Annotated in this window: 28 protein-coding genes; 15 read left to right on the top strand and 13 right to left on the bottom strand. The window is 38.3% G+C overall.

The annotated features are described in order from the left end of the window. Window positions 1-66 precede the first annotated feature (66 nt). Window positions 67-339, bottom strand: coding sequence for a hypothetical protein (locus RBQ60_RS02220; RefSeq protein ID WP_307884977.1), 273 nt, complete (start codon window positions 337-339; stop codon window positions 67-69). A gap of 596 nt (window positions 340-935) precedes the next feature. Here RBQ60_RS02220 and RBQ60_RS15500 point away from each other — a divergent pair. After that, window positions 936-1,106, top strand: a complete 171-nt coding sequence (locus RBQ60_RS15500; RefSeq protein ID WP_442871380.1) for a helix-turn-helix domain-containing protein — start codon at window positions 936-938, stop codon at window positions 1,104-1,106. Window positions 1,107-1,181: 75 nt separating this feature from the next. On the opposite strand, the gene RBQ60_RS02215 is transcribed toward RBQ60_RS15500, so the two are convergent. From RBQ60_RS02215 to RBQ60_RS02205, 3 genes are all read right to left on the bottom strand, one after another. Continuing rightward, window positions 1,182-1,493 (bottom strand): hypothetical protein, encoded by a 312-nt coding sequence (locus RBQ60_RS02215; RefSeq protein WP_307884976.1) that lies wholly within the window; start codon window positions 1,491-1,493, stop codon window positions 1,182-1,184. A gap of 33 nt (window positions 1,494-1,526) precedes the next feature. After that, a complete protein-coding gene (locus tag RBQ60_RS02210) occupies window positions 1,527-1,691 on the bottom strand; it encodes a hypothetical protein (protein WP_307884975.1) in 165 nt (54 codons plus the stop codon). 63 nt (window positions 1,692-1,754) lie between these two features. Beyond that, entirely contained in the window at window positions 1,755-1,949 is a 195-nt protein-coding gene (locus tag RBQ60_RS02205) for a hypothetical protein (RefSeq protein WP_307884974.1), read from the bottom strand. A gap of 145 nt (window positions 1,950-2,094) precedes the next feature. Here RBQ60_RS02205 and RBQ60_RS02200 point away from each other — a divergent pair, with 145 nt between their 5' ends. After that, window positions 2,095-2,490, top strand: coding sequence for a DUF2513 domain-containing protein (locus RBQ60_RS02200; protein WP_307884973.1), 396 nt, complete (start codon window positions 2,095-2,097; stop codon window positions 2,488-2,490). Between the two features lie 191 nt (window positions 2,491-2,681). Here RBQ60_RS02200 and RBQ60_RS02195 read toward each other — a convergent pair whose 3' ends face one another. Further along, window positions 2,682-2,906, bottom strand: a complete 225-nt coding sequence (locus RBQ60_RS02195) for a DUF739 family protein (RefSeq protein ID WP_307884972.1) — start codon at window positions 2,904-2,906, stop codon at window positions 2,682-2,684. Window positions 2,907-3,069: 163 nt separating this feature from the next. On the opposite strand from RBQ60_RS02195, the gene RBQ60_RS02190 reads away from it, so the two are divergent. The 3 genes from RBQ60_RS02190 (at window position 3,070) to RBQ60_RS02180 (ending at window position 5,911) form a co-directional block, all read left to right on the top strand. After that, window positions 3,070-3,780, top strand: coding sequence for a LexA family protein (locus RBQ60_RS02190; protein ID WP_307884971.1), 711 nt, complete (start codon window positions 3,070-3,072; stop codon window positions 3,778-3,780). 134 nt (window positions 3,781-3,914) lie between these two features. Next, on the top strand, window positions 3,915-5,378 hold the full coding sequence (locus RBQ60_RS02185; RefSeq protein WP_307884970.1) for a recombinase family protein: 1,464 nt from the start codon (window positions 3,915-3,917) through the stop codon (window positions 5,376-5,378). 38 nt (window positions 5,379-5,416) lie between these two features. Continuing rightward, window positions 5,417-5,911 (top strand): manganese catalase family protein, encoded by a 495-nt coding sequence (locus RBQ60_RS02180; RefSeq protein WP_334307442.1) that lies wholly within the window; start codon window positions 5,417-5,419, stop codon window positions 5,909-5,911. Window positions 5,912-6,060: 149 nt separating this feature from the next. Here the strand turns inward: RBQ60_RS02180 and RBQ60_RS02175 are convergent, their stop codons facing one another. The 3 genes from RBQ60_RS02175 to RBQ60_RS02165 all read right to left on the bottom strand — a co-directional run bounded on the left by RBQ60_RS02175 (window position 6,061) and on the right by RBQ60_RS02165 (window position 8,799). Then, window positions 6,061-7,287 carry an aspartate kinase gene (locus tag RBQ60_RS02175; protein ID WP_307884968.1) on the bottom strand — a complete coding sequence of 409 codons (1,227 nt, stop codon included), beginning with the start codon at window positions 7,285-7,287 and terminating at the stop codon, window positions 6,061-6,063. 15 nt (window positions 7,288-7,302) lie between these two features. Continuing rightward, the gene (gene thrB, locus RBQ60_RS02170; RefSeq protein WP_307884967.1) at window positions 7,303-8,205 is read right to left on the bottom strand and encodes a homoserine kinase; all 903 of its coding nucleotides are present in this window, start codon (window positions 8,203-8,205) and stop codon (window positions 7,303-7,305) included. Between the two features lie 150 nt (window positions 8,206-8,355). Beyond that, window positions 8,356-8,799 carry an ACT domain-containing protein gene (locus RBQ60_RS02165; RefSeq protein ID WP_307884966.1) on the bottom strand — a complete coding sequence of 148 codons (444 nt, stop codon included), beginning with the start codon at window positions 8,797-8,799 and terminating at the stop codon, window positions 8,356-8,358. A 546-nt stretch (window positions 8,800-9,345) separates the two neighbouring features. On the opposite strand from RBQ60_RS02165, the gene RBQ60_RS02160 reads away from it, so the two are divergent. From RBQ60_RS02160 to RBQ60_RS02140, 5 genes are all read left to right on the top strand, one after another. Continuing rightward, window positions 9,346-10,905, top strand: a complete 1,560-nt coding sequence (locus RBQ60_RS02160) for a hypothetical protein (RefSeq protein WP_307884965.1) — start codon at window positions 9,346-9,348, stop codon at window positions 10,903-10,905. A gap of 19 nt (window positions 10,906-10,924) precedes the next feature. Continuing rightward, a complete protein-coding gene (locus tag RBQ60_RS02155; RefSeq protein WP_307884964.1) occupies window positions 10,925-12,016 on the top strand; it encodes a pyridoxal phosphate-dependent aminotransferase in 1,092 nt (363 codons plus the stop codon). Between the two features lie 74 nt (window positions 12,017-12,090). After that, window positions 12,091-12,486 (top strand): hypothetical protein, encoded by a 396-nt coding sequence (locus RBQ60_RS02150; RefSeq protein ID WP_307884963.1) that lies wholly within the window; start codon window positions 12,091-12,093, stop codon window positions 12,484-12,486. Window positions 12,487-12,507: 21 nt separating this feature from the next. Continuing rightward, complete coding sequence (locus tag RBQ60_RS02145) at window positions 12,508-13,425, top strand: TIGR01212 family radical SAM protein (RefSeq protein ID WP_307884962.1); 918 nt, start codon at window positions 12,508-12,510, stop codon at window positions 13,423-13,425. Between the two features lie 68 nt (window positions 13,426-13,493). Next, the gene (locus RBQ60_RS02140) at window positions 13,494-14,096 is read left to right on the top strand and encodes a DUF4364 family protein (protein ID WP_307884961.1); all 603 of its coding nucleotides are present in this window, start codon (window positions 13,494-13,496) and stop codon (window positions 14,094-14,096) included. Window positions 14,097-14,687: 591 nt separating this feature from the next. On the opposite strand, the gene trmB is transcribed toward RBQ60_RS02140, so the two are convergent. The 3 genes from trmB to RBQ60_RS02125 form a co-directional block, all read right to left on the bottom strand. Then, the gene (gene trmB / locus RBQ60_RS02135; RefSeq protein WP_307884960.1) at window positions 14,688-15,323 is read right to left on the bottom strand and encodes a tRNA (guanosine(46)-N7)-methyltransferase TrmB; all 636 of its coding nucleotides are present in this window, start codon (window positions 15,321-15,323) and stop codon (window positions 14,688-14,690) included. Between the two features lie 69 nt (window positions 15,324-15,392). Then, entirely contained in the window at window positions 15,393-16,601 is a 1,209-nt protein-coding gene (locus RBQ60_RS02130) for a DUF7922 domain-containing protein (protein ID WP_307884959.1), read from the bottom strand. Between the two features lie 104 nt (window positions 16,602-16,705). Then, on the bottom strand, window positions 16,706-17,170 hold the full coding sequence (locus RBQ60_RS02125; protein WP_307884958.1) for a CYTH domain-containing protein: 465 nt from the start codon (window positions 17,168-17,170) through the stop codon (window positions 16,706-16,708). Between the two features lie 148 nt (window positions 17,171-17,318). Here RBQ60_RS02125 and RBQ60_RS02120 point away from each other — a divergent pair, with 148 nt between their 5' ends. Then, window positions 17,319-17,870 carry a DJ-1 family glyoxalase III gene (locus RBQ60_RS02120; protein ID WP_307884957.1) on the top strand — a complete coding sequence of 184 codons (552 nt, stop codon included), beginning with the start codon at window positions 17,319-17,321 and terminating at the stop codon, window positions 17,868-17,870. Here the strand turns inward: RBQ60_RS02120 and RBQ60_RS02115 are convergent. Further along, window positions 17,842-18,261, bottom strand: coding sequence for a hypothetical protein (locus tag RBQ60_RS02115; protein ID WP_307884956.1), 420 nt, complete (start codon window positions 18,259-18,261; stop codon window positions 17,842-17,844). The genes RBQ60_RS02120 and RBQ60_RS02115 overlap by 29 nt on opposite strands. Window positions 18,262-18,332: 71 nt before the next feature. Here RBQ60_RS02115 and RBQ60_RS02110 point away from each other — a divergent pair, with 71 nt between their 5' ends. Further along, window positions 18,333-18,872 carry a DUF6648 family protein gene (locus tag RBQ60_RS02110; RefSeq protein WP_307884955.1) on the top strand — a complete coding sequence of 180 codons (540 nt, stop codon included), beginning with the start codon at window positions 18,333-18,335 and terminating at the stop codon, window positions 18,870-18,872. Window positions 18,873-19,258: 386 nt separating this feature from the next. On the opposite strand, the gene RBQ60_RS02105 is transcribed toward RBQ60_RS02110, so the two are convergent. Next, window positions 19,259-20,122 carry a MurR/RpiR family transcriptional regulator gene (locus tag RBQ60_RS02105; RefSeq protein WP_307884954.1) on the bottom strand — a complete coding sequence of 288 codons (864 nt, stop codon included), beginning with the start codon at window positions 20,120-20,122 and terminating at the stop codon, window positions 19,259-19,261. Between the two features lie 290 nt (window positions 20,123-20,412). Between RBQ60_RS02105 and RBQ60_RS02100 the strand changes: the two genes are divergently transcribed. The 3 genes from RBQ60_RS02100 (at window position 20,413) to spo0A (ending at window position 23,221) form a co-directional block, all read left to right on the top strand. After that, window positions 20,413-20,919: a COG2426 family protein gene (locus RBQ60_RS02100; RefSeq protein ID WP_307884953.1), complete on the top strand. Its 507-nt coding sequence runs from the start codon at window positions 20,413-20,415 to the stop codon at window positions 20,917-20,919. Between the two features lie 12 nt (window positions 20,920-20,931). After that, window positions 20,932-21,807: a 16S rRNA (adenine(1518)-N(6)/adenine(1519)-N(6))-dimethyltransferase RsmA gene (rsmA, locus tag RBQ60_RS02095; RefSeq protein ID WP_307884952.1), complete on the top strand. Its 876-nt coding sequence runs from the start codon at window positions 20,932-20,934 to the stop codon at window positions 21,805-21,807. 622 nt (window positions 21,808-22,429) lie between these two features. After that, on the top strand, window positions 22,430-23,221 hold the full coding sequence (gene spo0A, locus RBQ60_RS02090; RefSeq protein ID WP_307884951.1) for a sporulation transcription factor Spo0A: 792 nt from the start codon (window positions 22,430-22,432) through the stop codon (window positions 23,219-23,221). Window positions 23,222-23,460 lie beyond the last annotated feature (239 nt).

Raw genomic sequence — 23,460 nt, 5'->3', positions numbered from 1 at the left:
TAAATTTGTCGTTGGTGCTGGGTTTCCCAGTGCCTTTTTTATTGCATAAATTCCTCATTCAGTTTGTCACTTCTTCCTCCGTGGCTTGTCCAACCAAGTACCAAATACACGTATTACAATTAAAATTGCACAGCCGTTATATGCCCGAAGTGTCACTTCCGGTGCCATTAAGGACAGCAGAACAATAACAAACATGGCAACCGCTCCAACAATTCCTGTCAGCATCCCTTTCCACAGCTTGATAAATATTGCTTTCCTACGCTTGCGCTTTTTCCGTAACTTTCTGTTTTCCTTTAAATCAATTAACCTTTCAACCTCCTTTACCGCTTCTGAATCCATATGACCACCCTTTCACTGTTTAACTACACGGAATTCCATTATCACTGCCGAACCTATGGGGAGATTGAACCACTTAATTGTCTCTCCAAACTCGTATGACTGACTTTGTTAAATTCCATCCTGCTACCTTTGCCCCCGTTGCACTTTGAATACTCATGCTCAGGCCGTCCCAAAACGATAAAAAAAATGGCATTCTGCTGTACCGCAGTTACCTGTCTCCGTAAACCTATCAATTTTGGCTTTTGATGGTCTATCACATCAATAACTGCACCTACATGTAGCGCACGTTTTATTCCGCTAGATTTCTAATACTCATGAATTGTCACCCTTTTTTCTCTCTCCGTTTTTTCCTGCTCCTCCAAGCGTTTAATCAATTCTTCATCTTCTCCGCAGAAGAAACCCATGCTGTTAAAAAGTCTTACTATCTCCGATTATTCCATTTCTTTTTGTTTTTCCATATGTACTCCTTTCCTGATTGTGGTAAAATTTAATTGCATTTGGCTTCTCGAAGCAGCACCCCCGCCCGAAAGGTGGTGATTGCTTTCTTCTTCTTTTTCTTCTTTTTTAATGCTTTTTCCGAGCGTCTAGAACACGCTATGGAAAAACTAGGCATGGACCCCAAAACCCTTGCCATGCTATCAGATGTTTCAACCGTGACCGTGCAACGTTGGCTCCGAGGAACCTATGAGCCACGACATGCGAACCTTCCAAAAATCGCTCACGTACTCAAAGTTTCCACAGACTATCTCTGCTGTTTAGAGGATTAAACCTCAAATTGTAATGAAATTACATAAACACGGGGATGCTGCTTCGAAAAGCCATTTAATTTTATTTTCTTCACTTCATTTCATTTGCTCCCTGCTCCTACCTTTCAGAATTTCAACCCGCTCCCCCATCTCTCGCCCTCGCAGTAGGTTATAGCGGAAGAATGTTCTGTGGGTGGGAAGCTGAGTAAGAAAACCATGGTTACAAACTTCCAATACAGTACCTTCCCTGATTGTGCATTTGCTCCCTTTCTCTTCTGTATTCGAATTTGATATGTATTGCCTTACCTTTGCCCCAACCTTTAACCCAATCCGCTCCGCTCTGGCACGAGTCATATTATCAACGGATGAAGGTTTAGGCGGTTTGGCTTCTTCTGACCGTATTACCATAGGTGCCACCTCCTAGAATTCCGTACCATTCCTTTATTTGCTCATCATTTCAAGCAACAGTTCTGCCCGCTCCTTTGCATCACACCATTCATTTTCATAGCCTTTCTTAGGGCTATTCATACGAAAATCTGTGCTGTATGCAAAGACGTTATTCATTTCCTGTTCGTAATATTTTTGGAGTAATTCTTTCTGATCCATAAAATCATCCCTTCATATTCAATTCAATAAAACAGCTTGTCCGCTCCACAGGGCTTTCGCCCATTATGCAGTACCTACCTCTGTTGAAGGATCATCTTCAAATTCCAACTCATATCCATCAGCTCTGGCCGCTGCCTGCACCCCTCTACGATTCAACCTAATTCCCAACTCTTTTTTCTCAACAGGAGATAAAGAATCATAAGGAATAACTCCACTTTTTGTTACTACATGTACATTAACTTTAAGCGGTTTCTGCATACAAACACCTCCTGTTCAATGCTATGTTCGGCTAGAATTGTCCTATACCTTCATATCCACAATATATGGAATATTTTGTAACATTGTGCTATCCTTTCTTTACAGGCATTGCCGTGCCAAGTATAAAAGAAAGGTAGTCTAAATAATGAAACTGAACCCCGATTGCACCAGAGCACTTCTAATTGCAGTAGAAAAAATTTGTGATATTAATAACTATTTTTCCGCACCAGAAGACCTACATGAAGTTGAAGGTGACTTTACACATGAAGAAATTGCCTATCATGCACGCCAGTGTTACCTTGCTGGACTGTTTTATGAATATAAGCATCCAGCAACCCTATATTTCGATGTCACAGATTTGTCTCCAAAAGGTCATGAATTCCTAGCGAACATCCGCTCTGAAGACATTTGGAATAGCGTTAAAACAGTTTCAACAAAAATTGGAGCTTCTTCACTCTCCGCTATAACAACAATTGCTTCAAACGTTGTATCCGAGTTGATTAAATCTTATTTCGGAATAGGCTCTTCCCACAATATTTAGCACATTCACGGGTACATTCTTCTATCTCAAGTTCATCGGGAGGCTTGTACCCGCACTTTTTCATATAAAGTAGTAATGCATTTGTTGAAACCTTCCATTTAACCCCATTTATAACAAAAAAAATTGTACATCCAGATAAAACTACCAAGACTAATACCATTTTTCCCTCCTTAGCTTACTCCGCCATTTGTTCAACTACATTGAGCAATCACCTCAAAAAAATAAGATTGTATATCTTCCCTGTTAATGCTCAAAGCTTCTACAATAATCTCGATGTCACTTTGCGTAAAATTAACCTTTCCATTTAACTTTAAAGATAAGGTTCTTTCAGATAAGCCTATCTTTCTTGCTAACTGTGCTTGTGTTCCAAATCGCTCAACAATCCTACCCTTTAATTTTCCGTAGTTATATGACATAATTTTTATCCCCCCTTTTTTTGTTCAATTTCATTGAGCATAATATAGCACTTGTAGAAAATAATGTCAACACCTTTCGCTCAAAAAAATTGAACTTTTTTTCATATTTCTATTGAACAATAATTCAATCCGTAATATAATAAGCACAAATGGAGGGGTTATTATGAAACAGTCCAATACATCTGAACGATTAAAACAGATATTAAATGAAACAGGCATGAAGCAAGTTGATATTTTAGAGCGGGCTAAACCGTTTTGTGAAAAATACAATGTTAGGCTTGGAAGAAACGATCTTAGTCAATATGTTTCGGGCAAGGTTGAACCAGGGCAAGAAAAACTCACAATGCTGGCTATGGCTCTCAACATCAATGAAGCATGGCTTATGGGATATGATGTACCTATGGAGCGAGCGACTAACACCAGTACAAACCATCCAAGTTCTGCACCAACGTGCAGCAACCTTGTATCACTTAAGGAATCCAATTTTAAAAAAGTTCCCCTTATCGGTTCAATCGCCTGTGGGGTTCCCATCCTTGCTACCGAAAATATAGAGGAATATATCAATATGGATTGTGGCGTATACGCAGATTTTGCTTTGCGATGTAAAGGTGATAGCATGATAAATGCAAGAATTTTTGATGGTGACATCGTTTATATTAGAAAGCAGCCTTGTGTAGAAAACGGAGAAATAGCAGCTGTTGTAATAGATGATATGGAATGCCAAGCTACTTTAAAACGAGTGTTTTTAGATAATGAAAAAATTAGACTGTGTGCAGAAAATCCTATGTATAAAGACTTGATTTTCTTTCACGAAGAAATGAATACAATAAGAATTATTGGAAAAGCAGTCGCTTTCTTAAGTAATGTAAAATAAAATATCCCCCGCTCCGCTACCAACGAAGTGAGGGAAAAAGCGGTCATACCGTGGTACAACACACCCTAAACAAGTAAATTGTATCATAAGACCGCTTTATTTACCATACAAAAAAATAAAGGAGGTCTTTTTTTATGACTTTAGCAGCTGCCTATATTAGGGTTTCAACAGACGATCAGACTGACTATTCCCCATCTGCCCAGTTAGAAGATATTCTTTCTTTTGCTGAAAAAAATGGTTACTATATCCCCAAAGAATTTATTTTTGAGGATGAAGGGATTTCTGGCCGAAGTGCAGATAAACGCCCAGGCTTTCAAGAAATGATTCGTCAGGCAAGAAAAAAACAAAATAAAATTGAATACATTATCGTTCATAAATATGATCGCTTCGCAAGAAATAAAGAGGATGCTGTTCTATATAAGGCCTTACTAAAAAAAGATGGAGTAAAAGTCTTATCTGTAAAAGAACCCATCCCACAAGATGATAAGTTTGCCGTAATTTATGAATCCATGCTAGAGGCTATGGCAGAATACTACTCCCTAAATTTAGCAGAAGAAGTTAAAAAAACTATGGTTAAGAAAGCCATGATGGGAGAATACCAATCCACGCCACCTTTTGGATATTGCATGAAAAACAAACTATTAACACCAATTCCTGAAGAAGCAACAATGATACGCTTTATCTACGAAGCTTACGCATCTGGTAAAGAAAGTATGTTTTCCCTCAGCCGCCAAATGAATCAAATGGGATTTCGCACACATCGTGGCGGAGTTTTTGAAAACAGGACAATTCAATATATTTTGAATAACCCCGTTTATAAAGGTTATTCACGCTGGACACCAACAGGGAGAACTCGAAGAAATTTTAATAATCCCGATAGTGTTATTGCCAAAGGAAACTGGGAGCCTTTAGTTTCCCAGGAACTTTGGGAAGCCGCTGCCAATCGTATTAACCGTGAAAAAAGAACGCACTACTCACATAAGCGTCCTGAAACCGAGGGTAAACATTGGATTAGTAGCATGATAAAATGCTCCGCATGCCAGCGTAGTCTTGTTATTGCAGGCAGACACAAAACAAGCGATGCTTTTTATTTGCAATGTGGCGGATACAATCATGGGCAGTGTCATGTGTCACACTCACTTTCCTCAAATCGTCTCTTCCCAGCGTTATTTGATACCCTTAGAAATATAGCCCTAGGCAAAGAGGATACTGTCAAATATCATATTCGCAGATTTAGCCTTGATACCGATGAAACAGAGTCCATTGAGCTTATGATAAGTAAAACGAAACAGAGAATTGCTAAAGCAAAAGAAGCGTACCTTGCAGGTGTTGACACTTTAGATGAATACCGACAAACGAAAATTGCAGTAGACGAAGAATTGAAAACCCTAAGTGAAAAGTTAAATACAGCCAAGCAGAAACAGTTCAAACCATTTGACTATGATTTATTCTCCAACAAAGTATTAAATGTTTTAACCATCTTACAGAATGAAACCGCAAGTATGGAGAGCAAAAGAGCCTCATTTAAGTCCATTGTTGAGAAAGTAATTTATGATAAACCAAATGGCAGCCTGGAGCTGTTTTTAATTGGCGATTAACTTATACCCTATTGGAGTATGGTGGACCCGACGGCGAGTTGGGTGCTTCCCTACGCTACCTCAGCCAAAAATTCACAATGGTAACACCTGAAGCAAAAGCGACACTAAACGATATTGCCACCGAGGAATTCGCTCATTCCGAAATGATGGCAACAATATTTCATCAGTTAACCCAAGGCCTCACCAAAGATGAAATAATCAAATCTGGTCTGGATGTTTACTTTGTAAATCACGGGCTGGGTGTTTATCCCGTATCCGCAGCTGGTGTTCCCTTCAGTGCTTGTGCATTTCAGTCAAAAGGCGATCCAATTACTGACCTGTATGAAGACATGGCAGCAGAACAAAAAGCTCGCAGCACCTACGAATACCTAATTGATTTAACTGATGACCCTGATGTATTAGCACCCCTGCGTTTCTTACGTGAAAGAGAAGTTGTACACTTCCAGCGCTTTGGTGAAGCATTAGATATTGCTCGAGACTATTTAAATCAGCAGCATTACTTCTTTATGAATAAATTTGGATGTGACGATTAAACTCGAAGGAACAGTCAATGGGAAATTCCATTCACTCAGAAACTCCCATTGAACCTCTCCTTCGCTTTGCTCCGGATTTTAGATATAAAAGCACAAAAAAGGTATCCACGATCAAACTGAGGATACCTTTTCATGTTCTTTTCTTAATTTTAGTTTTTTCTCATATTTACAGACGCATTTTTAAATTTGTCATGTACCGCTACCATTGCTGTATCAATGTCTTTTTCAGAAATTAATACTGTTATCTTAATTTCCGATGTGGAAATCATCTGAATATTTACCCCTGCATCATACATAGCCTCAAAGAACATTGCCGCTACACCAGGGTTTGATGCCATCCCTGCCCCTACGATAGATAATTTCGCAACACTATCATCATGCTGGATTGTTTCAGCTGTTAATCTAGCTTTATTGTCTTCCAATGCCTTTAAAGCAACATCTAAGTCATCTTTGCCAATGGTAAAGGAAATATCCTGTCTGCCATCACGACCAGTAGATTGGAGAATAATATCTACGCTGACCTTTTCTTTTGCCATCAAAGTAAACACTTCAAATGCCTTACCAGGCTCGTCTTTAATACCCATAATAGAAATACGGGATACGTTCTTATCTGCTGCTACGCCGCTAATCAGCATTCTTTCCATCTTACTTTCCTCCTTCACCTCTGTACCCTCTGTATTTGTCATACTAGAAAGCACCGATAACTTTACATTATACTTCTTCGCCACTTCAACGGAACGACAATGCAAAACCTTTGCACCCAATGATGCCAACTCCAACATTTCGTCATAGCTGATTTCATCCAGCTTCTGCGCATCCTTCACAACTCTTGGATCCGCTGTATAAACACCATCCACATCAGTATAAATTTGGCAAACGTCAGCATGCAACGCAGCCGCCAAGGCAACGGCAGAAGTATCTGAACCACCTCTTCCTAATGTTGTCATATCTCCATGGCTATTTACACCCTGAAACCCTGTTACTAAAACGATATTTCCTCTTTCCAATTCGTTTTCAATACGCTCTGTCTGAATTTTACGAATTCTTGCATTGCTATAACTATTCGTTGTTTCAATGCCTACCTGCACACCATTTAAGGAGACTGCTCTACCACCCAATGCGTTAATTGCCATTGCCATTAACGACACTGACTGCTGCTCCCCTGTAACAAGAAGCATATCCATTTCTCTACGGCTTGCTTTCGGGTTAATTTCCTTTGCTTTTGCAATCAAACCATCTGTTGTTTTACCCTGAGCCGATAAAACAACAACCACATCATTGCCTTCTTCTTTTGCTTTCAGAATTCTTTTGGCAACGTTAAAGACTTTTTCCGCATCGGCAACAGAACTGCCGCCATATTTTTGCACAATTAACATCGTTTCTACCTCCTGTTATTCTATCTCAACCTTCGCTCCCTGTAAATCTGCTTTTAACAGTGCCAGCTGCCATTGATCGGGAAGGGTTTGCAAATACCCTACCATTTCTGTTTGGAACTCTTCTGCTGCCTCCTTCTTTACCATAGCCATTAACGTAGAACCAGCACCACTTAAATAACAAGCCAATGCACCAAATTTCTTTGCCTGCTCAAAAATTCCATCCATATTGGGAATTAGCTTGCTTCTATATGGTTGGTGAATCTTATCCTCCATGGCCATAGGAAGGTTCTCATACTTACCACTCAAAATGGATGCGACCAAAAGAGCGCCTCTGGAAACGTTAAATACCACTTCTCCACGGGAGTACCCATCAGGTAAAACACCTCTGGATGCTGACGTAGAAACTGGAAAGTTGGGAACCATTGTGGCAAAAACCAAATCCTCCGGCAAGTCTAGGCGCACATGCTGCATTCTATCATGGTCCTGGGCACCCACAACCATGCTGCCAAAAATTGCAGGGTTAGAATTATCAGGATGCCCTTCCAGCTTTGCCGCCATTTGGGCTAACTCCTCTTTATCACAAGGTCTTCCGGCTAGCTCGTTGGCAGCTATCAAGCCTCCAACAATGCAAGCCGCACTACTACCCAATCCCCTTACCATTGGAATATAATCCTCCTGAATTAGGTGCACTCCAGGCATAGCCAAACCCTTTTGATCATAAAAATACTTCATTGTTTGATAAATCAAGTTACTTTCATCCCTAGGAATCTCTATCTCTTGTTCACGCTTTATGTCTATTTTCAGACCTTCTGGCAATTCCTCTACCCAAAGGTGATTATATAATTCCAATGCGACACCGATGCAGTCAAAACCAGGCCCCATGTTTGCCGATGTAGCAGGAATCTGTATATGTATCATAATTTTTCCTCCACTTCTTACAACTTTTAGTATATGGCTCTACGCTTAAAAAGCATACATTTATTTTCCAAAAAGCATTTCGGGCAAAACAAAGCTCCTACAAGAGGAGCCTAGAAAATCATATTTGATTTGTAAATAAAAAAGATTCTTCTATTCTCTACCGATTATTTTTAATGATTGTACCCCTTGCAGCCCTTCAATTCTGTTAATCAGGCGACTAAAATCACCCTGCATTGCATTTGTTTCGATGGTTATCGTAACGTTGGCAATACCATTAATGGGTATTGTTTGGTTAATCGTCAAAATATTCGCACCTTCAGTGGCTATGCTATTTAAAACCGCTGACAAAAGTCCGGGCGTATTATCTAAGTTCGTAGAAAGAGTAACTGTTTTTCCTCTGGTATTTTCATAAAGTGGATGAACAGCGTCTCGATATTTATAAAACGCACTACGGCTTATGCCTACTTTATTTACAGCATCTTGAACCGTTTTTTCCTTCTTGCTTTCTAAAAGATTTTTAACTTCCATTACCTTTAAAAATATTTCTGGCAGTACGCTTTTATCCACAATAAAAAAATTCTTGTCTTCCTTCACTTTTTCTCCTCCTGTTTTTTTACCAAAAACATTTGTTTTTAATACAAGGAATATAACATAAATTATATCACTTTTCAATATTTTCATTTTAAAAATCCCCAAAGTTTTTGGAAATCTGTCTTTTGCACAAAAACAAATCTATCTCTGTATCCATACAGTGCAAATTGCTATAGGTTTTTCCCCTTTTCATGTTTCATTTTACGACTTTTTCTGCTACAATAAAGTTTAGCGTCTTTCCTAATTATATTTATAGTTTGGCAGAAAGACAATACTTTAAGCAAAGATTTATGAGACAATGAAGCACCTCATTTTACTGAGATACTTCTATAACGATGTATTGTCGTAAAAAATTAAGAGATTTCACTTTCCCATATAGAAGGTTCATAGTAGTTATTGATTAAAAATTCAAGAAATAAAGATTTTTGTGAATTCTATTGTCAAATTTTGTTTATGCTAACCTTTGAATATATTTATTTGTTCAGATATATCTTTATCCAGCTTTACTCATAATCTTTGTTAAAAAAAATTCCCTAAAGGAGCTTTTTAATGAACCATGAAACGATTACCCAAACTGGGCACAGCCATTTGCTGAGCTTGTTTTTAAAGGGCTACGCTCCCATGTGTACCCATATGGATTTATCTTGCCAAAAAGGTTTAAGGGATGCCGCCCCATTGGCGTTTTCTAAATGGTATTACACTGCAATTGCAGCGGATACCCTCTTATCCCCGGCAAATATTATTGCACAGGATTTAGAAAGAGAAAATGAAGGCAAAGAATATCAATATACACTTCAGGTAAATCCTGATGAACCTGACTTAGAAAAATGTGAATTTACGCTACTTTCTTTTTCCTTAGAAAACCATCCTCTGGTTGAAGATTTGCGTAAAATTACAGATTTTTGTGTGCCCGATTGCAAAATGGATGAGCATCTATTATTTCTGGAAGAGGATAGAAAGGAGCTCTTAAAAGAGCTTTCTCACAAACATGAGTTTTATTTAGAATATTTAACCCGCCTTGCATGGTGGATGGGGCTTTTTGTTTATATGCCTTCCATTCATACAAAAAGGGTACAACGGGCACCCTATTGTGATACCCTATTTGCCCAAAGTACCGAAGCCATTTTAAAAATTGCGGCGGAAGCGGCTTGTGAGTTGGCGGCAGAGCGCTTTTCTTATTCCATGGATTTGGATCAAGGCATTGCCTCCTCTGGATTTTTCAAAGAAATCCTCGCTAACCCCACGGAGACAGATCATATTTTCATTGATTTTTATAAACGGGTGGATGTGAATATTGAAGAAATTTGGCAAATGGAGCCTCAGGATCTAACGGAAGAAGATAAAGCAATCATTTCCTCTTTTCTATTTACAGGGATTATGTTGGATAAATGGCTTATCTTCCCCATGAGTAATTTTTTTGCCATGATCCGACCAATCTCCTTTACCCCAATTAAATATTTTAATCTGGTTAACAATTTATCTGCCTTGCTGACTATGGAACATAACATTGGTGCAGAATTGTTTACACCACCCAGTTATTATTCCCTTACACCTTTGGGTCAAAGTATTTTTGAGTCTGAAGCCAAAGAAGAGGAAAAATATGTTATGCCCAAAAAACTTTCTTTTGAGCAAATTTTAGACACCTTGGAGCGGGAAATGGAAATCAACCGTTTTGAAGAGGTATTTTATATGGGTGCGGAAAAAGATGTCCTCACCATCCATGTTTCTAGAAAAAACGATCCTGATTTTTGGAAGATCATTGAGATTGGAACAACAACCCAGTTAGACGAATTCTGTCGTGACCTTTGTGCGGCTTTTGCCATGGATGATGAAGGGGATTATCTCCTTACCGTTTTGGATGAGAATAACTACCCTATGGATTATTCTCCATTAGGCTCTAAGCGTAGCATTAATAAGACAGCAGGCAAAAGCATGGAAGATTTATGGTTAGGTATAGGGGATTTCTTTTCCCTTTCCACCACTAAAACAAATCAACTAACACTGGAAGTTTTAGAAATTGCTGGTGGAGACCCATTTATTCTTTACCCTCGTGTTAAGGCGCAAAGCTCAAAAGTATCGGAACTTGAAAAGATAGATGAAATTTTTTAATTAAAAGGAGCGTATGGTGATGCAACTGATTCATCAGCATGGCGGCGATTTGGACGCTATTGAAAGAAAATATGGAATTCCGAAAAATGAAATAAAAGACTTTAGCGGAAATATTAACCCTTTGGGCTTTCCTAAAATAGCAGAAAGAGCATTGGCAGAAAATCTAAGTATTATTTCCACCTACCCTGATAAAAAGTATACCGCTTTACGACAAGCCATTTCCAATTATTCAGGTGCGGCAACGGAACATATTGTAGTAGGCAACGGCTCTACCGAGTTGATTTCTACCTTCATTCAAACGGTTCATGCACAACAAAGCATTATAATTGGTCCGGCCTACTCGGAATACGAAAGAGAAGTTTCCCTTTGTGGTGGTACCTTTTCCTATTTCCCCTTAAAGGAAGAAGATAATTTCTGTATTAATCTGCCTGCACTTCTCGATGCCTTAACGGCAGATATTGGTATGTTGGTTATTTGTAATCCAAACAACCCCACAGGCACTGCCTTTACAACGGTGCAGTTAGAAGAAGTTTTACTCCATTGCAAAAAAATCGGTGCTTCTGTTATGATTGACGAAACCTATATTGAATTTTCAGATAATTTAAACGAAATTTGTGCCATTCCGTTGGCAGAAAAATTCGATAATTTATTTGTTGTCCGTGGTACTTCCAAATTTTTTGCAGCTCCTGGTATTCGTTTGGGCTATGGTGTTTCTTCCAACCAAAGCTTTTTGCATCGATTAATCACAAACCAAGACCCTTGGAGTGTCAATAGTTTGGCAGCCTTTGCGGGGGAGAAAATCTTCTCCGATAAGGAATTTCATACCACTACCCAAACGCTGATTTCCAAAGAACGAAAGAAAGCTTTCGCTGAACTATCTACTTGGAAAAACATAAAAGCATTTCCTTCCTCTGCCAACTTTATCTTGCTAAGACTCTTAACGGATAAAACTACAGCGGCAGAGCTTTTTGAAAAATTAATCCAAAAGAAAATGTTGATTCGTGACGCATCTTCCTTTACTTTTTTGGATGAAAGCTATTTACGCTTTTGTATTCTTTCCCCTGAGGATAATGCAGCCTTATTAAAAGAGATGAAACTTTGGGTAGAGTAAAAAACTGACATCACTATTTTTTTACGTTCAAGCACATATTACTTTCAAAACCCAAAGGTTTTGAGGTGATTATTTTGAAACAATCAATCAGCCGCAAAGAACTTTGCGGCTATTTAAATCTATTACGAGAAACTATGACTGACGGCAGGAACTTTCCGCCTTCCCATGTGCGTTTTTTTGATAGTCGAAGCTTCTATTACTATTTTTCAAAATGCCCCTGCGGTAGTGAAACCGTAGAGGAAGTCCTGATGCAAATGGAACCCTGTATCCCTCTGGCAATCACAGAGGAAAGTTTACAGCTTTTTTTATCAGCCTATAAAAAAGAAGACTCTCCTTATCTTGCCCACTCCTTTTTGGAAAGCAGTAAGGCAGATTTTCTTCTTTTGGTTCGCCATGCAGCGAATGACGATGATAAGTGGCAGGCAGTCATGACGTTATGCGAAGGTTTGCGTCAAAAAAATCTTTCCTAACGTAATGAAAGGAGCACCCCTGTGGCACAATACCCATATTTAAGCCTAAATGAATACTACCGAAGTTTATTTGGTAAAAAAACTGCAAAGATTTCTTTGGATGGTGGCTTTACTTGTCCCAACCGAGATGGTACCCTATCCACAGGAGGCTGTATTTTTTGTAGTGTTGGTGGCTCGGGGGATTTTGCCGAAGATTTTAGGCTTTCCATTAGAGAACAAGTTGAAAAAGGTAGGGCTCAAACACAGAAAAAATGGCCGGATGCCTGCTATATTGCTTACTTCCAAGCCTTTACCAATACCTATGCTCCCGTAAATGTCTTACGGGCAAAATATGAAGAAGCCTTGGCCCAACCCCAAATTGCAGGATTATCTATTGCCACCCGTGCCGATTGTTTAGGGGACGATGTTTTAGAGCTCCTTCAAGAACTGTCCCATAAGACAAAAATCTGGGTGGAATTGGGCCTTCAAACGTCCTGTGAGGATACTGCAAAGTTTATTCGCCGTGGATATTCTAATGAAATTTTTACGGAAAGTGTATATAAGTTACATGCCATACAAATTCCTGTGGTTGCTCATGTTATTCTAGGCTTGCCTAACGAAACACCTCAGGACATGCTAAAAACCATAGATTTTATTAACCAATTACCCATACAGGGTGTGAAGTTGCAGTTAATGCACGTCCTTACCCATACGGATTTGGAAAGCCTTTACCGCTCTGGTACCTATATTCCCCTGGAAAAAGACGAGTACCTAGAAATCCTTTGTCAATGCATCTCCCGATTACGCCCTGATATTGTCATACACCGACTCACAGGTGATGGAGATAAAAATACACTTTTAGCACCTCTTTGGAGTTTACATAAACGAGATGTGCTAAATCGCTTGCATGAATTATTAAGAAAAAAGAACATACACCAGGGCGATTCCTATTATCCTTAAAATTCCCTCTGTTTTTTTTCCTTAATTTATGTTAAAATAAAAAATATTTTTGAAAGGAGACCTGAACTGTGGCCGATCCCATTCGACAATTAGCGGAACATAAATTGATTATACTGCATCTGGTGCAAAAAATGGGAATCTCCCTTTCTAATAGTGAAATTTGTCAATTTTTGTTGAATAAAGAATATATGGATTATTTTTCCGTACAGCAATACCTTGCAGAGCTGGTAGAAGCAGGGTGGTTGGAAAAAACAAAAGAGCATAATAATACCCGTTACACCCTTACCGATGAAGGGGAAGAAGTGATCAATTATTTTCAAAACCATGTAAAAGAAAGCGTGAAAGAAGATATCAGCATCTATGTGAAAGAAAATAGTAAACGTATTCGTGCAGAGTATGCAGTTACGGCGAATTATTTCCCCGAGTTCAACGGAGACTTCCTTGTGAAGTGTGGCCTTTGCGATGACGATGGAGCACAGCTCATGGAAATCAGTGTTTCCGTTGTTTCAAAACAACAAGCACAACAAATTTGTAGAAATTGGAGAAAAAATGTGAGTCATCTTTATGGCAACTTTTTAACCGCCTTAGTCGTAGAAGATGATCAAAATCCCGTAGAGTTTAAGGCAAGAACGGAAAATTTCCCTGAACCAACCACCGAGGAACCTAAATAATCATTATACATATGTAAGTAATTTTTTTTGCGGCAAATTTATAGTTTCATATAAATTGCCGCTTTTTCTTTTCTTGCCCGTTACTCTAAAACAGATTATTAGTGTTGAAAACTTTTTTACATGTTAAAATCAAATGTTTCTAAATCAAAAAATGCACTCCCAAATTGATAATCAAATAAATCTATCACCGGAGGTATATTTTTCATTTAAGATACCCTTTAGTAACTCCTCTATTAAAAAAATCAATTCCAAGGATGAGTAGAATGAACTTTCATTCATTACGCCAAAGCAAAAATAGGTTACCAATGCTATTGACGTTTTCTATGGGTTCCGAGGGCATTCTCCAATCATTTTTGGGTATGGTTTTTAAAAACCTACCAAAAAGAAATTCAAAAGAATATACTTAAAAGTATGTCCAGAAAAGAAGCCTACTCCTAATTTAAATTTTAAGTTAGCTATCAATAGGACTGTCTTATCAACACGAATTCAAATCTGTAAAAAGTCAACTGAATCAAGGACAAACAAAATGGACTGATTCCTGTTTCTCACAGAACTCAGTCCAAAAAATACCCTGAATGAACTTTCTAACAATTAATTGTCATAACGAGCTTCCAAACGATAAATTGGCATCCCTTGTGCAGAGAATTTCTCCTCATATTCGGTCATAATATTCCCCTCATACTCACTATTGTGTAAATCCAAAGAAATATTAGATAACTTCCAATTATCTGCACAGAACTCGTTCAAAGAGAATTCAAAGAGGTTACGATTATCCGTTTTAAAAAACACTTCTGCATGATTCCCCATAATTTGACGATAGCTTTCTAAAAACCCACGATAGGTTAAACGGCGTTTATATAGCCTCTTTTTTGGCCAAGGATCAGAAAAGTTCAAATAAAGTCTTTGGAATTCTCCCACCTCAAATAAGTCTGAAAGGTTGGCAGCATTTTCCCAAATCAACGCTAAGTTCGGCAAACCCTCATCCGTTCTTCTAGCTGCAAGAGCAATGACGGACTGCTGCCTTTCAATTCCAATAAAGTTTATTTCAGGATAAGCCTGGGCATTCTTTGTAATAAACCCACCTTTACCACACCCTATTTCCACATAAATTGGATTGTCGTTTCCAAAAAACTCTGCCCACTTCCCTTTTCTTGTTGGTGCATCCTGAATGACTCTACTATTATTTTCAAGTTCCGCTTCTGCCCAAGGCTTCTTTCTGATTCTCATATAACTCTCCTTTAATCAAACAAAATCTCATAAAGGTATCATACTATCGAAACCCTGGAATGGCAACCCTTATTTCTTCATAAAAATCCAATACCCCATGTCGCCATTGTCCATCTTTTTAAATTCTTGAAAACCTAATTCTTCTGCTTTTATACGTTCATCCCCTGTGTCAGTGCCAGGTACGCCAAGGGAGTATCCCGAACCTTCTGGCTGCCAAATGAAGTGGTGAAACTTTTTCATTGATAGCAGGAAGAAATAGTCTTTCAACCAGGATATGGGGATTTCATCCAAAAGCACTGTTTCCTCCAAAGAAATACACTTCCAAGGCATAGCGTTATCACCAAAGGGGTACATTGCCTTATTTTCCGTCAAGAGGTAGTATTTTTGTGGAATTTCCTCTACGACAGCCTTTGCTTCTTCTGGTATTCTTTCTTCTTTCACTGCCTCCACTGGAGATTCCATCGTTGTCTTTTTAATTGCTTCCTCCACTGGCTCCTCTTGAACATTTAGATTGATCGCCTCCGCAACCACTTCTTTTTGAATATTCCTCCGTCCTGCTCGCTCAATACGCTCCATATCTGTATCTGTGAAAACTCCAGTTTCCTGTAATTCCTCCAGCTCATGACGGAATTTTTCTAAAAGCCCACGAAAACTACCATGATAGCTCTCCTGTCTGGCCTTTGCTGGTTTCGCCTCTTCCTTTTTGGCATCTTTTTTCCAGTTGATTTTTGGCAACTCAAAAGAAGGCATATCCACCACGGCTGCCTCCGCTGCAACCAAAGTCACATCTTTATTCATTTCTTCCTTTTTCGGCGTTTGCCTTATAGAAACCTCCATTTGTGGTGCTTTTTTCTTACTTTCACCTTTAAAATATGTACGCCAATCTATTTTACCTCCAAAATATGCCGTAAGCGGTGCAGAAAACCCTCCGTCGGCTTCTGCTAAGATGGCAACTGTATTTAGTTTTTCCACTGCTACACCTTTGCCCTCTAAATTGTCTGGGTTAAAGTCCCATTTTATCTCCCCATGGCCTGCGGCGTCAGGGGTTAAAACTCCACAGAAAAAGTTGTTTTGCTTTTCCCCCTCTCCTGCAATGGCATAAACAGCATACCTGCCTCGGCGGATGGGGCGCAAACTTTGTACGGTCAAACTAATTCTACCCTCGCCATTTTTGATTTCCATTACACAGCTGCCCCAAGGTGCCCTTTGACCCATGCTATAGCCCGCCGTCTCCTGTCTTAGCATTAGAAATACCTTGTCATATCTTCTATTATACATATGCGGCCTCTCCCCTTCAGTTGTCTCTTGTCCATCGCTATAATTTATGCTTCATTAAAATGAAAAATACCAATAAAAAGAAAAAAAGCACCCTTTTTGGATGCTTACTTTACTGCTTTAGGCTTGCCATAACGGGCAAGAAAAGTATTTTTATAACGACGATCCTTTGTAATATCCTCTCCTAACCAAGTAAGTGGAACAAAGCTTTCAGCCTCCTCCATGGTTGGAAACTCAACTTCCGTAGTGAACAATCCTTCTAATTGTCCTTCATATATATCTAGCTCCGCCATATAACCCCTTTCAAGGGGAATATAATATCTCTTTTTACGAACTTCATTTCCCTCAATTTTCTCGAGCAAACGATCATACTCCTGTTGCTGTATGGGAATTTCAAATTCTTCCCTGGCCATATGACCTTTCCCCTTAACCGTCAAGAAATACTGCTCGTTACTTTTTCGAATACGTATCGTGGGCTCAAATGAAATATAAGACTGTATAATCTGCTTGCAAACAAACCCCTCTAAGGAAAAAGGAATCTCCTTGGTCAAAAATTTTCTTTCAATTTCCAAGGTTACACCTCCAAACATTTTCTTCTCAGAATAATCCCAAGACATAGCCCTGTCAAGGGGCATCCTTGATAATTCCTGGGTTTTCGAATATAATATAGCTTGTAAGCACTTAATCGACAATACACAAAAAAGACAGGAGGCTGTTCTCATGAAAACGATTTATATTTTTCTTGCAGAAGGGTTTGAAGAAATTGAGGCTATAACGCCCTTAGATTTACTGCGCCGTGTTGATATCGATGCAAAATTTGTTTCCATCGGTGACTCTTTACAAGTAAAAGGGGCTCACAATGTTGTATATACTGCTGATATCATGTTTGATGATGCATGCAAAACCATGGCTGATGGTATTATTTTACCCGGTGGCCTGCCAGGTACATCAAATCTTTTAGCCCACAACGGGCTGTGTGACCTTATCCGTGAGTATCATAAGGCGCAAAAGCCCATTGCTGCAATCTGTGCCGCTCCTATGATTCTTGGCGAGTTAGGGCTTTTGGCTGAAAAAACAGCAACCATCTATCCTGGTATGGAAAGTAATCTAATCGGTGCAAAGCCTTCTACGGAAGCTGTATGTGTAGACGGGAATATCATTACATCCCGTGCACCAGGTACATCCACTCTCTTTGCACTGAAACTTGCTGAAATTTTTGCAGGCAAAGAAGCGGCTGAAAACCTTAAAGCCGATATTGTTTATCAGATATAAATATCTCTTCAAAAAGAAGGGGTAGTTCCCCTGAGGAAAAACAGCATTTCCCTATTTTCTCGGCGGCTACCTCTACATCCTTTAATGCTAGGTCATATATGTATGAAATATCCTGCACAGAATATGCTGATGCCATTCCCCGGGAGACCTCCCTGCGAAACATCTTGCAAAAGGGAGAAGGCGAAATCTGCATTAGGTGCAAAAAAGTACCTTTCATAATGATAGCAAATTTTTCTTGCTCCATTATTTTTAAAAGTTCTGTTGTAGATAAACATAAAAGATCTGCAACCTGCCCTAGATCATAAGGCTGTGGCTCTGTTTTCAAAAAAACATCTATGGCCCCAATTCTAGGCTGAATCTCCCTCTGATAAAATTCTAAAAAAGTCTGCATATAAATCCTCTCCCATAAGTGTTCTTTCATCATTGTAACAGGATGAAACGTAGGAAAGCCAGAGGGAAAGGATGGAAGCGAGGCAAAACATGAATGCAATTCAAAAATACTTTAAATACCGTCAAAGCCTGATTGACCAATACGTGAAAGGGGATATGACCAAAAGGGAATATCTTCAAAAAAACTATGAAGCCGTTGTATACGGGGACATTGGCCCCTTTACAAATATGGACTCAATTGAGAAAGCGTTGTTTAACTATCAGTATTATAATGCTTTGGCAAAAGAACAAAAGTCAATTAGCACCACCAAAGACATGGAATATGAACTGAAAAGGGATTATTTAGAACAAAGCAACTACTATTATAATAAAAAGGATCGGGCCACCCTTGCAGTTTTGAAAATGCTGGACTTTAGAGGAACAGAGGCATATTTTGTTAAGGTTCATAGCAAATATCTTAAAGGGAAACTTTTTGAAATTGTAATCGAAGATGAGGACATTATTCTTCATTCTACAAGCTCCCTTATTCTAAAGTGTTTGCGTGAAGAGGGGGTATTCTGCGAAGAAAGTCGGAAATCTTTAATAGATGAATATGTAAACCATAGGTATTAATACTATGAATGGTTATTTTTTTATTATTGGATGCTACTTATTTGCAGTGGTAGTTCCTTGTAAAAATCTCAAAAGTTTAGAAGACAACTTCAGACTTGGAATTGATATGGGATGAAGGAAGAAATGGCTTTGACCATGACTTAGAAACACCTTAGAACCCATGCTAAAACAAATTTTGGCCACAACTTTAGGACATAAAAAAAGGACCTTCTTTTTTGGCCCACTTGCTTTGTACTCAAAAAATAGGTAGGTATCTAATTTAAAGATACCTGCCTTTTTCATGTAAATTCACCTAAAATGCGAAAGATACGCCTTTCATATGTATGGTATTTATCAGAAAAGATCGTGCTTTATCTTATTGTATAATGTTATGTAGTCCAAAAATTTCAGAACAACCCAACCTTTGAAATATATTTGTCGATAAGCTGAAGTTTGGCCTCTGTGGTGTATCCCATTTTTCTGCTGATAAATGAGCATAGCAGCTCCATGGTAAATAATACTCCTACATAAGAGTTGAAAAACGTATTGCTATCCACACTTACCGTTAACAGCTGTGTCGCATACTTGGCCAGTGGCGAACTAGCTTTATCGGTAATCAGAATAATCTTTGCTCCCGAATCATAAGCCATTTGTGCAGCCAATAAATCCATCTCTGAATACCTAGGGAAGCTAACTGCAATGATACAGTCGTTTTCTGTAATATCGCACAAGTGGTCAATTACGTTCAAAGCTGGATGGGAAGTTTCATATACGTCTGGCAATAAATGTTTCAGTAGCAACAACATCATATCTCCGATACAGGTGTTTGCCCGAGAGGTAATAATAAATTTACGTTTGCTTCCTGCAATTAAGCCTGCAGCCCGTTCAAAAGCAAGAGTATCGTTGTGATTGATGCAATACTTCAAATTTTGTAGCACATTGGAAAAATAGCTTTCTACAATATCGCTTTTCCCTAGCTTGCTAATGGATAACTTCAACCTCTCCGAAGGTATGGTAATATTATCGGATACGCTATTAATCCTTTCTGTATATGTCTTTCTAATGCTCTTTTGAAAATCCATAAAACCTGAATATCCTAAGGTACGAGTAAAACGAATTACTGATGAATCACTAACATGCAATCTTTTTGCAATTTCCGTAGAAGTAATAAAACAGGACTCTGCAAAATTATCCAACACAAACTCTGCAATCAACTTTTCTTTTTTTGTTAGTTTTACACCCATTAATTGGGCCCTCAACTCCTCTGTCAAACCCTCTCACCCTTTCGTCATATATAAATTGATATATCTAGCCTTATGAAAATCAGAATTTTTGTCTCCTTTTCAATATAAAAAAGGATATATATTCCTATTAATTACATTATAACCATAAAAGCGAGTCAATTTCAACTTAAAAACCACAAAACACGCTAAAATAAAAGATTAAGAATTTTTTCATATCTTATTATTGTTTAAAAAATCATATTAGTATATAATATAGTCTCAATGTAGCGAAAAAAATCAGCATGGGGCGTCCCATGCTCTTTTCAGGAGGAATTCAATTGGCTGAAACGATTGCAAGCTGGTTTGTAACAAACCTACAGGGTTCAATGGCAAAGGAACTTATTGTTTTCATTGTATCAATGCTTCCCATTTTAGAGCTAAGAGGTGGCATTATTGCTGGTTTTGCTCTGCAAATGGAATGGTTGCCTACTTTTATCATTGCTTTTATCGGCAATTTAGTACCAATCCCTTTCATTTTACTTTTCATCCGCTTTATCTTCAAAGTGCTGAAAAAAACACCCTTACGTTCTCTTGTGGAGTGGTGTGAGAGGAAAGCGGATAAGAAAAGCGACCAAATTCGTAAATACGCATATTGGGGTGTATTTCTTTTTGTCGCAGTCCCACTGCCCGGTACAGGGGCATGGATGGGTGCTTTGATTAGCGTTCTATTGAATATGGATCCGAAAAAGACCTTTCCCGTTATTGTACTTGGTGTATTAACTGCTGGTATTATCGTATCTTTTCTGTCTTTCGGCTTATTAGGCAGTTTAGGATTTGGAGCGTAAAGGAGGATAAACATGGCAGAAAGAATTTCCACCCCTTCAAGAACCAAACAAATTATTGAAGAAAATAGCTTTTACTTTAAGAAGAACTTTGGGCAGAATTTTTTGATTGACTCTAATATTTTAGATAATATCGCCCAGTGTGCAGGCGTCACAAAAGAGGATTGTGTACTGGAAATCGGCCCTGGTATCGGCTCATTAACCCAAGTCTTAGCAGAAACTGCAAGAGAAGTGGTTGCTGTTGAAATCGATAACACACTAATCCCAATATTAAACCAAACCCTTAACGGTTATGATAACGTTGAGATTTTGAATCAGGACATTTTAAAAACAGATATTGATACTATTATTGAGAAAAAAAATGGGGGCAAACCCATAAAGGTTGTAGCAAACCTCCCTTATTACATCACAACCCCAATCATCATGGATTTATTGGAAAAAGAACGTCATATTGATACCATTACGGTTATGGTGCAAAAAGAAGTTGCCGAACGTATGCAGGCAAGTCCAAAGGAAAAAGAATATGGTGCATTATCCATAGCAGTGCAGTATTATTGTGATGCTCAGCTAGATATGATTGTGCAGCCTTCTTGCTTTATGCCCCGCCCCAAAGTGGCATCTGCTGTTATTACCCTGAAGGTATTGACAGAACGAAAAGTAAGAACAAAAGATGAGTCTTTATTTTTCCATTTGGTGAAGTGTGCGTTTGGTCAACGAAGAAAAACCCTATTAAACAGCTTAAATAACCAAGGAGAATTAAATCTTTCCAAAGAAGATTTAACATCATTAATTATTTCCTTGGGTTGGGATGAACGTATTCGAGGCGAAGCCCTTAGTATTCATGAATTTGCAGCTTTAACAGATGCAATATATGATAAGCAGCATCAATAATTCAAAAAGCATACAGCAAACGGCTATGAAATATTTTTCCTTCCATAGCCGTTTTTTATATTAGCATAGAATTTTTGTTCCTCAGTTCCAAATTTTATCACATCAAGGTCCTATTCCCAATTTACTTTTCCTTCTATCCTTTGGAATAAACAATCCTAAAAATACACGTTATACTCTACTTTTTTACAACATATGAAAGGATACTAGAATTTTCCCTACTAAATTACTATTTGAATTTCTTTATAAAATACTCCTACTCTTTTCCAGAAAAATCAACAACAGGATAAAACGTTACAGCCGTATTTTTCTATTGTTTTCTATGTATCAACTGGAATCCCTAAGGAAATTGAAAAACTCGACAAGAAAAATTCACTATTTTCCACCACAAAAGCCGTCATTTTTCCTCATTTCCCTTATTTCCCTCTGTCACCAATCTCCACAAATCAACACGGGTAATATTCCCCAATAAAAACGGTGAGATATTATATGTTTTTGTTGAATTTTCAGTCTTAATTTGTCTGGCGAAAACACCTTGTCACCAGATTATTCCTGTACTATAATCAACCCAAAAGCAAGTAATATTTGCATATTCATTCATTAAACAACAATCGGAGGGATCATTTTGAATCAAAATAAAATAAAAGTGCTGTTAGCTGATGATAATAAGGATTTTTGTGATGTAATCGTAGGTCACCTGAATAAGCAGGATGACATAACTGTAGTCGCCGTTGCTGTAGATGGTATCGATGCCATGAACAAAATTAGAGATACAGAACCTGATGTAGCAATTATCGACGGTATCATGCCTCGCTTAGACGGAATTGGCGTTTTGGAAAGATTACAGAAAAATAATGAAATCCATCAGCCAGTAACCATCATTCTTTCTGCTTTATCTCAGGACAAGGTTGTTCAAAAAGCATTAGATTTGGGTGCTTCTTACTATATGGTAAAACCCTTTGATATGGAAGCTCTGACACAGCGCATCAGACAGCTATTACAAGAAAAACCTTTGATTAAGAGTGGCATCCCCTCCTTTAATCAGCCACAGCCAACTATGACTTATGACTTGGAAACAAAAGTTACAAATATTCTGCACGAAATCGGTGTTCCCGCTCATATTCGTGGCTACCACTACATGAGAGAAGCAATTATCATGAGCGTAAATGATATGGATGTATTAAATTACATCACAAAAGAATTATATCCCTCGATTGCAAAGAAATGTAACACCACACCTTCTCGTGTAGAGCGTGCAATTCGTCATGCCATTGAAGTAGCTTGGAACCGTGGTAAAGTAGATGCCATTGATGCACTCTTTGGCTATACTGTTAACAATCATAAAGGCAAACCTACCAATAGCGAATTTATCGCACTGATTGCTGATAGGTTGCGTTTGGAACAAAAAGCTGGTTAATTTTAAAACTCCTTTTATCATTTTTATCCCCAATAAATATTGATATTTTATAGGCCTTAGGTACTGTTCACACTTTATCTAGGCCTATAAAAATATCAAAAACTTCTAACTTTTTTTAACTATTTGGTATTTTCTATTTATATCAATTGGAAAGTCTGCAAATTATAATCCACCAAATATAACAACGCAATTGATCCAGCAACCCCGTATACTCCAAAAAAATTCCTATTTATTTTCAT

This window comes from Anaerotignum sp. MB30-C6, assembly GCF_030908465.1.
GTDB lineage: Bacteria > Bacillota > Clostridia > Lachnospirales > Anaerotignaceae > Chakrabartyella.
The sequence above is the reverse complement of the archived record's forward strand: the minus strand, read 5'-3'. Positions and strand labels throughout refer to the sequence as shown.

What these genes read in the sequence shown, in the direction of transcription:
- RBQ60_RS02220 (WP_307884977.1), bottom strand. Translation starts at nt 339, where the DNA reads ATGGATTCAGAAGCGGTAAAGGAGGTTGAAAGGTTAATTGATTTAAAG.
- RBQ60_RS15500 (WP_442871380.1), top strand. Translation starts at nt 936, where the DNA reads ATGGAAAAACTAGGCATGGACCCCAAAACCCTTGCCATGCTATCAGAT.
- RBQ60_RS02215 (WP_307884976.1), bottom strand. Translation starts at nt 1,493, where the DNA reads ATGGTAATACGGTCAGAAGAAGCCAAACCGCCTAAACCTTCATCCGTT.
- RBQ60_RS02210 (WP_307884975.1), bottom strand. Translation starts at nt 1,691, where the DNA reads ATGGATCAGAAAGAATTACTCCAAAAATATTACGAACAGGAAATGAAT.
- RBQ60_RS02205 (WP_307884974.1), bottom strand. Translation starts at nt 1,949, where the DNA reads ATGCAGAAACCGCTTAAAGTTAATGTACATGTAGTAACAAAAAGTGGA.
- RBQ60_RS02200 (WP_307884973.1), top strand. Translation starts at nt 2,095, where the DNA reads ATGAAACTGAACCCCGATTGCACCAGAGCACTTCTAATTGCAGTAGAA.
- RBQ60_RS02195 (WP_307884972.1), bottom strand. Translation starts at nt 2,906, where the DNA reads ATGTCATATAACTACGGAAAATTAAAGGGTAGGATTGTTGAGCGATTT.
- RBQ60_RS02190 (WP_307884971.1), top strand. Translation starts at nt 3,070, where the DNA reads ATGAAACAGTCCAATACATCTGAACGATTAAAACAGATATTAAATGAA.
- RBQ60_RS02185 (WP_307884970.1), top strand. Translation starts at nt 3,915, where the DNA reads ATGACTTTAGCAGCTGCCTATATTAGGGTTTCAACAGACGATCAGACT.
- RBQ60_RS02175 (WP_307884968.1), bottom strand. Translation starts at nt 7,287, where the DNA reads ATGTTAATTGTGCAAAAATATGGCGGCAGTTCTGTTGCCGATGCGGAA.
- thrB (WP_307884967.1), bottom strand. Translation starts at nt 8,205, where the DNA reads ATGATACATATACAGATTCCTGCTACATCGGCAAACATGGGGCCTGGT.
- RBQ60_RS02160 (WP_307884965.1), top strand. Translation starts at nt 9,346, where the DNA reads ATGAACCATGAAACGATTACCCAAACTGGGCACAGCCATTTGCTGAGC.
- RBQ60_RS02155 (WP_307884964.1), top strand. Translation starts at nt 10,925, where the DNA reads ATGCAACTGATTCATCAGCATGGCGGCGATTTGGACGCTATTGAAAGA.
- trmB (WP_307884960.1), bottom strand. Translation starts at nt 15,323, where the DNA reads ATGAGAATCAGAAAGAAGCCTTGGGCAGAAGCGGAACTTGAAAATAAT.
- RBQ60_RS02130 (WP_307884959.1), bottom strand. Translation starts at nt 16,601, where the DNA reads ATGTATAATAGAAGATATGACAAGGTATTTCTAATGCTAAGACAGGAG.
- RBQ60_RS02120 (WP_307884957.1), top strand. Translation starts at nt 17,319, where the DNA reads ATGAAAACGATTTATATTTTTCTTGCAGAAGGGTTTGAAGAAATTGAG.
- RBQ60_RS02115 (WP_307884956.1), bottom strand. Translation starts at nt 18,261, where the DNA reads ATGCAGACTTTTTTAGAATTTTATCAGAGGGAGATTCAGCCTAGAATT.
- RBQ60_RS02110 (WP_307884955.1), top strand. Translation starts at nt 18,333, where the DNA reads ATGGAAGCGAGGCAAAACATGAATGCAATTCAAAAATACTTTAAATAC.
- rsmA (WP_307884952.1), top strand. Translation starts at nt 20,932, where the DNA reads ATGGCAGAAAGAATTTCCACCCCTTCAAGAACCAAACAAATTATTGAA.